Source organism: uncultured Thiodictyon sp., assembly GCF_903946935.1.
Classification (GTDB): domain Bacteria; phylum Pseudomonadota; class Gammaproteobacteria; order Chromatiales; family Chromatiaceae; genus Thiodictyon.
The window spans coordinates 1-8,411 of the sequence record NZ_CAJAXH010000152.1; the positions used below are offsets into that span (position 1 = coordinate 1).

An 8,411-nucleotide genomic window follows, 5' to 3' on the forward strand; every position below is an offset into this window, starting at 1 on the left:
ACCGCTTCCAGCACCGGCAACAGCTCGCGGATGTTGGAGATCTTCTTGTCGTGCAGCAGGACGTAGGGCGCCTCCAGATCCGCGCTCTGGCCCTGCTGGTTGTTGATGAAGTAGGGGGAGAGGTAGCCGCGGTCGAACTGCATGCCCTCCACCACGTCCAGCTCATTGTGCAGGGAGGTGCCTTCCTCGACGGTGATGACGCCTTCCTTGCCGACCTTGCCCATCGCCTCGGCGATGATCTCGCCGATGGAGGTGTCCGAGTTGGCGGAGATGGTGCCGACCTGGGCGATCTCCTTGTTCTCGGTGCAGGGACGCGACAGGGTCTTGAGCTCGGCGGTGGCGGCGATCACGGCCTGGTCGATGCCGCGCTTCAGATCCATCGGGTTCATGCCGGCGGCGACGGCCTTGAGGCCCTCACGGACCATGGCCTGGGCCAGGACGGTCGCGGTGGTGGTGCCGTCACCGGCCACATCGCTGGTCTGGGAGGCGACTTCCTTCACCATCTGGGCGCCCATGTTCTCGAACTTGTCCTTGAGTTCGATTTCCTTGGCCACGGACACGCCGTCCTTGGTCACGGTCGGGGCGCCGTAGGACTTCTCCAGGACCACGTTGCGGCCCTTGGGACCCAGCGTCACCTTGACCGCATTGGCCAGGATATTCACGCCTTCCATCATACGGGCACGGGCAGCTTACCGCTTGCGCTGCCAACTAGCAGGGGGCAAACTTAGCCCCAACGCCGACGTGGCAGTCCAACGGAAAGAGATCAACCGGGCCGCTTCTAGCCCGTCATAATCTCGCCCCCGCAGTGTTGAGGCAGACCACACGCTTCAACTGTAATATTCGTGAGAATCCGGTCATGGAGCCAGGAACATTCGTTCGCATGAGGAGCGACCCCAACCGGACCGGGGTGTCCACGGGCAAGTTTGTGGACCGCGCCGGCGCCAGGCTATATCGCATCGCCTTTGCAGATGGTACCAGGGGCTATTACCCAGAGTTCGAACTGATGGTCATCGCGGACGATGATCCATCCGTCGGCCCATACGGCCGTGTTGGCGACCTACGCCGCAACCTGACTCAGATTCGACTGAGCGGACAGCTGGCCGATCTGGTCTATAGCATGGATACGACGAATACTCAGTTCTATCCGCACCAGTTTAAGCCCGTGCTCCGATTTCTGGACTCACCGAGCAACGGACTGCTGATCGCCGACGAGGTAGGTCTCGGCAAGACCATTGAGGCCGGACTGATCTGGACCGAACTGCGCAGCCGCTACGATGCGCGGCGGCTGCTGGTCCTCTGCCCGGCAATGCTCCGGGATAAGTGGCGCGACGAACTACGGAATCGCTTCGGCATTGATGCCCACATTATGGGGCCGCGGGAGATACTGGCGGATTTTCGCAACGAACGCCATACGCTGCTCGAAGGCCGGGGAATCATCTGCACAATGCAAGGGCTGCGCCCACCGGATGGGTGGGCCAACTCGGCCTATAGCGGACGCAACGCCGCCGCGGCACAACTCGCACAACTCCTCTCCGAGCGGGCGGGCACCGAGCCGCTGATCGACCTGCTGGTCATCGACGAGGCCGCCTATCTGCGCAACCCGAGCACCCAGACCTATCAGCTCGGCAAGCTGCTTCGGGAAGCCGCAGAGCACACGGTCCTGCTGTCCGCCACCCCCATCTCCCTGCGCAGTCGGGACCTTTTTGTCCTGCTCAATCTACTCGATCCGGATACGTTTCACTCCGAGCACGTTTTTCCCGACGTGCTAAGGGCCAATGCACCCCTGATCAAGGCCCGCACCGCGGCATTGAATCAGACGGCTATGCCGCAGGAAATCCTGGCGCTGCTGCATGAGGCAAAGTCAAACCCGCTGCTTGCAACCAGCCAACAATTGCAAGAACTGCTGAACACACCGCCGACGGCTGAAGACCTCACGGACAGAGGCTACCGCACGGGCCTTGCGGACCGATTGGAGCGGATTAACCTTCTCAACAATGTGCTGTCACGAACGCGCAAACGTGAGGTACAAGAATGGATAGTAATACGCCAACCTCGGTTTCAGTTTGTAGACATGTCTCCCGATGAAGCATTCTTCTACCAACTCGTCACCGAGTCTGTCCGCGATTACGCAATCCAGCGCGATATTCACGAAGGTTTCCTGCTGGCGTCACCCCAACGGCAAGTATCAAGCTGTATGGCAGCGGCGGCGGAATCATGGCGGGCACGCACCGCGTGGGACCACTCTCAGATCGACGAAGACCTGGGCGACGCCGAGGGCTGTGATGCGGGCGAGTTGATCCAACACATCGCCGCGACGGTGTTGCCACAGATCAATATCGCCGCCTTGCGCGCGCAGGACTCCAAGTACGAGCGGGTGCGCAATGTGCTCGGCGATTTCTTCAAACAGTACCCAGACGCTAAGGTCGTTCTGTTCTCGTATTTCCGGGCAACCCTGTTTTACCTGCAGGAGCGCCTTGGGGTCGACGGCATCCCCACTCGGTTACTCATGGGGGGGATGGAGGGCGATAAACAGGAATTGATCGGCGGCTTCCGCGATGCATCGCACGAGCGGGTTCTGCTCTCTTCCGACGTCGCGGCCGAAGGCGTCGACCTGCAATTTTGCTGGGTACTGATCAACTACGATCTGCCCTGGAACCCGATGAAGGTCGAACAACGCATCGGCCGGATTGACCGTCTGGGGCAGGAGTCGCCGACCATCCGGATCTGGAATCTGGGCCACCGCGACAGCATCGACGAACGTATCGTCCTGCGGCTACACAAACGCCTAGGCATTTTTGAACAGGCACTCGGCGGATTAGAGGCGATTCTTGGCGACGAGATCCAGCGGCTAACCTCTGATCTGTTGACCCAGCGGCTCACCAAAGCACAGGAAGAACAGCGGATCACGGCCACGGAAATGGCCATTACCGCAAACCGCCAAATGACTGAACAGTTGGAGGAACAGGCATCGTCTCTGATCGCTCATGGGGGATATATTCTTGAACAGGTCAGGGCCGCGAAGGACTTTAGCCGTCGCATCACGGCCCGTGACTTGGCAGGATTCATTCGCGACCATCTCAGCCGTTATTATCAAGGCTCTGAAGTGCGGCAAACCGACGCGGACGGACGGCTTTTTGAGATGAGACTTTCGCCCGCCGCCGCGTCAGGCCTGGGGGAGTACATCCGCAGAAAACGACTCAGAGGGGCAAGCGATCTGGTCACGGGTTCCTTGGTCAAATGTGAGATCGATACCAAGGTCGAGTCTTGGGGGCGACAGCGGGTCGAGCGGATCAATCAGTTCCACCCGCTCGTCCGCTTCATCAGCGATGATCTGAAGACCCGGGACGACCCCTTCTACCGTCGGATCGCGATGCAGATCCCCCGACACGCCTTTGCCAAGGTTGAGACCGGGGCCTATGCCTTCGCGATCGACCGTTGGATATCGAAGGGTGTGCGCGGCGTCCAGGAGCGGCTCGCCTATCGCGCCTATTCTATCGCCGCTGGGGACGCGCCTCTTTCTCCTGACGCCTCAGAACAACTGACTCTACGTTGCGCTGCGGAGGGATCGGATTGGCTGGAGGCATCGAATGTCGTGGATTCCGCAATTTCACAAGCAGGCATCGAGCGGTGTCAGGAGTTGCTGTACAACGACTATTGCAGTCATGAAAGAATCTCTCGGGGCGAAAACGATGATCGCGTGAGATTCCAACTTGCTTCGGCACAACGCCAGTTTGAACGCCATCTAGGGGTGCTACAACAAACCCTTGAAAATCATCGTGGCCATGGCCGCCACGCGCTGGTGGCGGCAACCCAGGGGCGGATTACCAAGCTTACCGAACGTTTTCGTATCCGCGAAGAGGAGTTGAGGCAAAAGGCGCAACTCAACATTCATTACGATGAGGTTTGTGTAGGCATCCTTTTGGTTTCCTGAGTCAAGCTAAGGGAGGACTCAAGATGTTGGCACCTCATCACACCCAATATCCCGGCGCAACTGGCGCCCAAATTCAGCGTCTTTTTGTCGGGCTGGATTTCGGTACGGCTTTTACCAAGGTCGTTATCGCCGGTTCGTCGGATAGCTTTGCAGTAAAGTTGCGCCCGGCGCTTAGGGGCGTTGACGGCTATCTGCAGCCGGGGCTAGTGGCCCAAGACATGGACGGAAGGCCCCGCCTGTTGGATGCACCGGATGAGGGGCATTCGCTGCAGAATCTGAAACTCGCCTTGATGCAGGTTCCGGAAAACGCCATGGCACGAGCGAACGCGGCCGTTTTCCTGGCGCTTGTGCTAAAACAGGCCCGAGCGCAATTCATGGCAGACCATCGTGACATCTTTCGCAACAGTCGTTTAGACTGGCACCTAAACATCGGGCTTCCGGCTGCGAGTTTTGACAACCTGCAGTTACTGGCAGCCTTCCAGACGGTTGCTGAAATAGCGTGGATGCTGAGTGTACTCGATGTTCCCTTAGCCGGGAGAATGTTCGATGTCGCAAGATGGGCCGTGCGCGTGCCCGAACCACTAAATGATCCGCGGCTCGCGGTAGTTAGGGCGCGGTTTATCCATCCCGATCATATCGGCGTCTTACCAGAGGTCCAGGCCGAAACCATTTGCTACGCCACATCCCCACTGAGGAGCAACGGATTGCACCTGTTGGTCGATGTTGGTGCCGGCACTTTGGACGTGAATGTTTTTGCCCTGGTTACGAATGCCGACGACGACCGCTACGTTTCTCATTGTGCAAAGGTATTTCCTTTCGGAACGGCACATCTCGCGAAACATCGGCTGAACCAACTTGAGATACGGGGCAAGCTCAGGGATCGGCCGCTGGTTAGTCAGTTTACGGAGTATGCGGCCATGCCGGGGCGACGGGAGCTGGCTCGGGATTTTCAGGTTTCAGAAGATGACATCGAAGACATAGATGGAGCCTTTCTTAATCAAGTTGGGACTGCGATCTGGGACGCAGTCAATAGTGTTCGACAGCAATTTGGAAATAAGGTCCATCAGTGGCGCCATGATCGCCTGCCAGCATTTCTTGCGGGTGGCGGTTCGGCGGATGATGCTTATCACGATCGGCTGCGCTTGGTGCATATTCACCGAGGACTCTACGGCTGGGCCGGTCTCGAAATCAGGTCGCTTCCTAAGCCCGCGCGACTAAGAATGCCTGGAGTGCCGGAGCCTTCTTTCCACCGCCTCGCGGTTGCCTACGGACTGGCCCATGACCTGCTAAATCTTGGCGACTTCATTCCTCCTGACCAGACGCAAGTCACACCGGCGGTTCCAGGTCCTGATTACCGTGCCAACTACCCCGGGCAGGAGCAGATGTGAGTTATTTCCGGCGCCAGCGACTCGGTATGAACCAACGCCTGGAGCCTTCGATTTTTTTGAGCCTGCGATCAACATATGCTTACGTCACTGCGGCTGACCGATTTCAAGAGTTTTCGGGACCAGACGGTCCCGCTGGCCCCGCTGACCGTTCTTGTGGGTGCCAACGCATCGGGTAAGAGCAATTTTTTCGATGCCGTGCGTTTCTTGCAGGGCGTCGGGCTCAACTACCCAATCTCTGCCATCCTCCTCGGACATCGGGAAGGAGGGCGCACGATCTGGCCTGGCCTGCGTGGAGGTGTCGCGGAAGCTGCGCGATTCGGGTGTGAGGAATTCACGCTACAGTCGGCATGGGACTTGGCGCGCTATGTTGAATTGAGCCGATGGGCGGGCGAGACGCTGGGTGAAATCGCCGAGCACCACATAGAATGCCGAATAAGCGGATCTGCGCGGGTTACGCGAGAGCGACTCAGCTTCCCGGACCTTGGCACTGTCCTCTTCGATACGGAGAACCTGGATCTCTGGGGCAACACCGGCATGACGAAGGGCATGACGTGGATGACCAATGGCCACGGCACCCCGGGGCGAAACCAAGCGCCTGGTTATGAGGCTCAGAGGAGCCTTTTGGGCCGGATCGCCTTGGGTCCGCCCGCGGATCTCCACTGGGCAGTGAGTGACCGCGTTGAGATCCTGTTAGGGAAAATGATTAACTCGGTACTCGTCAACATCACGCCATCTGTCATGCGCGATTATCGATCCATTTCCGAGGTATTGGGTCTTGGCGATGAAGGCGAAGATATTTCGCCGGTGTTATGGCGGTTCTGCCGGCAGCCAGAGCGCAAGGCTGATCTAATCGACTGGCTCTCGGAGCTATGCGCCCCTCGGATAGTCGATATTCGTTTCGACGAAACGCGGCAAGGAGAGGTCCGGTTCGAGCTCGTCGAGGCGGACGGGGCCGTAGTAAGCGCGCGCAGCCTCTCGGATGGTACGCTAAGATTCCTTGGATTAATCACTACGTTGCTGACGGTGGGGCAAGAGACCGCGGCGATGCCCCTTCTGCTGATCGAGGAGATCGAGAATGGGCTGCATCCGACGCGACTGCATCTGCTCGTCGAATTGCTGGAGCAGGTCACGAAGACTGGACGTGTCCAGGTGATCGCTACGACCCATTCACCCCTGGTGCTACAGCATTTGTCCAACGAGGCGCTGGGCAACGCCGTTGTTTTCGGACGAATTCCCGACGAACCGGGCACTGTGGCCCGCCGTCTGAGGGATCTCAGGAACTTCGATGAGGTCGCCGCGCGCCGTGGCGTCGATCGCTTATTCGCGACCGGCTGGTTGGAACGCGCGTTATGAAGGTCTTGATCGTCCCGGAGGACCCGACGCACGATCAGTACATCCTGAAACCGATCGTGGAACGTATCTTCAAGGATCTGGCGCGGACTGCGCGTGTCGAGGTGTTGTTCGATCCGCACCTGCGCGGTGTCGATCAGACCTTGAGTCGTGAAATGGTCCGGGAGATTATCAATGATAACGCGATGATCAATCTCTTTCTGATCGTGGTGGACAGGGATTGCAATCGCTATCGCAATGAGGAGCGCGCACGCGATCGAGAGCGAGAGCATCCGGATCGGCTGATTGCCTGCCTTGCGTTCGAGGAAGTTGAGGTCTGGATGCTGGCGTTGCACCCGAAGCGCATACGGGTGCCATGGAAGTCAATACGGGAGGACTGTGATCCGAAGGAACGATATTGCGATCCCATGCTGGACGAACTCGGCCGCGATGGTCCAGGGGGTGGACGCAAGAAGGCCATGCGATCATTGACCGGAAGCAATTGGCCAGGATTGCTCAAGCGATGCCCGGAAATCGCGCTGCTCAAGCAGCGGATTGCAGCCTGGCCCGGGGAATGACGGGAACCAGATGGGCCCCGCCTTGGGCAAAGCTTGTTGTTCTTTTTGGTTCAATTTCTGAAAAAAGCCCCGCCGAGGCGGGGCTTTCTGTCACCAAACCGGTGACGTCAGGCGACTTACATCATGCCGCCCATTCCACCCATCCCACCCATGTCGCCACCGCCAGGCATGGCCGGGCCGTCGGTCTTGGGCTCGTCGGCCACCATGGCCTCGGTGGTGATCATCAGGCCCGCCACGGAGGCGGCGTTCTGCAAGGCGTAACGGGTCACCTTGGTGGGGTCCAGGATGCCCATGGCGACCATGTCACCATACTCGCCGTTGGCGGCGTTGTAGCCATAGTTGCCGGTGCCCTCGGCGACCTTCTGCAGGACCACGGACGGCTCGTCACCGGCGTTGGCGACGATCTGACGCAGCGGCTCTTCCATGGAGCGGCGGGCGATGGTAATGCCGACGTCCTGGTCGTGGTTGGCACCCTTGAGATCCTTGATGGCCTTGAGCGCGCGCACCAGGGCGACACCGCCGCCGGGGACGATGCCTTCCTCAACCGCGGCACGGGTGGCGTGCAGGGCGTCTTCGACGCGCGCCTTCTTCTCCTTCATCTCCATCTCGGTGGCGGCGCCAACCTTGATGACGGCCACGCCGCCGGCCAGCTTGGCCAGACGCTCCTGGAGCTTTTCCTTGTCGTAGTCGGAGCTGGTCTCTTCGACCTGGCTGCGGATCTGCTCGCAACGCGCCTTGATGTCGGACTCGGAACCGGCGCCGTCGATGATGGTGGTGTTTTCCTTGCCCACCTGGATGCGCTTGGCGGTGCCCAGTTCGGCCAGCGTGGCCTTCTCCAGCGACAGGCCAACCTCTTCGGCGATGACGGTGGCGCCGGTGAGCACCGCGATGTCCTGCAGCATGGCCTTGCGACGGTCACCAAAGCCCGGGGCCTTGACCGCAACGACCTTGATGATGCCGCGGATGGTGTTGACCACCAGCGTGGCCAGGGCCTCGCCTTCCACGTCTTCGGCCACGATCAGCAGCGGCTTGCCGGACTTGGCCACCGCTTCCAGCACCGGCAACAGCTCGCGGATGTTGGAGATCTTCTTGTCGTGCAGCAGGACGTAGGGCGCCTCCAGATCCGCGCTCTGGCCCTGCTGGTTGTTGATGAAGTAGGGGGAGAGGTAGCCGCGGTCGAACTGC

General features: G+C 59.6%; 6 protein-coding genes. 4 read left to right on the forward strand and 2 right to left on the reverse strand.

What is annotated here, in order from left to right:
• A partial coding sequence (gene groEL / locus QZX93_RS13630; protein ID WP_295394682.1) for a chaperonin GroEL occupies positions 1-671 on the reverse strand: 671 nt, incomplete at its 3' end.
• Positions 672-880: 209 nt separating this feature from the next.
• Between groEL (QZX93_RS13630) and QZX93_RS13635 the strand changes: the two genes are divergently transcribed.
• From QZX93_RS13635 to QZX93_RS13650, 4 genes are all read left to right on the forward strand, one after another.
• Positions 881-3,931 (forward strand): SNF2-related protein, encoded by a 3,051-nt coding sequence (locus QZX93_RS13635; RefSeq protein WP_295390613.1) that lies wholly within the window; start codon positions 881-883, stop codon positions 3,929-3,931.
• A 23-nt stretch (positions 3,932-3,954) separates the two neighbouring features.
• Positions 3,955-5,319 (forward strand): hypothetical protein, encoded by a 1,365-nt coding sequence (locus QZX93_RS13640; protein WP_295390610.1) that lies wholly within the window; start codon positions 3,955-3,957, stop codon positions 5,317-5,319.
• Between the two features lie 75 nt (positions 5,320-5,394).
• Positions 5,395-6,672 (forward strand): AAA family ATPase, encoded by a 1,278-nt coding sequence (locus QZX93_RS13645; protein ID WP_295390609.1) that lies wholly within the window; start codon positions 5,395-5,397, stop codon positions 6,670-6,672.
• Positions 6,669-7,226 (forward strand): hypothetical protein, encoded by a 558-nt coding sequence (locus QZX93_RS13650; RefSeq protein WP_295390606.1) that lies wholly within the window; start codon positions 6,669-6,671, stop codon positions 7,224-7,226. The genes QZX93_RS13645 and QZX93_RS13650 overlap by 4 nt, the downstream gene beginning before the upstream one ends.
• A gap of 116 nt (positions 7,227-7,342) precedes the next feature.
• On the opposite strand, the gene groEL (QZX93_RS13655) is transcribed toward QZX93_RS13650, so the two are convergent.
• Positions 7,343-8,411: chaperonin GroEL (groEL, locus tag QZX93_RS13655; RefSeq protein ID WP_295394684.1), on the reverse strand; the 1,069-nt coding region annotated here is incomplete at its 5' end.

What these genes read in the sequence shown, in the direction of transcription:
- QZX93_RS13635 (WP_295390613.1), top strand. Translation starts at nt 881, where the DNA reads ATGAGGAGCGACCCCAACCGGACCGGGGTGTCCACGGGCAAGTTTGTG.
- QZX93_RS13640 (WP_295390610.1), top strand. Translation starts at nt 3,955, where the DNA reads ATGTTGGCACCTCATCACACCCAATATCCCGGCGCAACTGGCGCCCAA.
- QZX93_RS13650 (WP_295390606.1), top strand. Translation starts at nt 6,669, where the DNA reads ATGAAGGTCTTGATCGTCCCGGAGGACCCGACGCACGATCAGTACATC.
- QZX93_RS13645 (WP_295390609.1), top strand. Translation starts at nt 5,395, where the DNA reads ATGCTTACGTCACTGCGGCTGACCGATTTCAAGAGTTTTCGGGACCAG.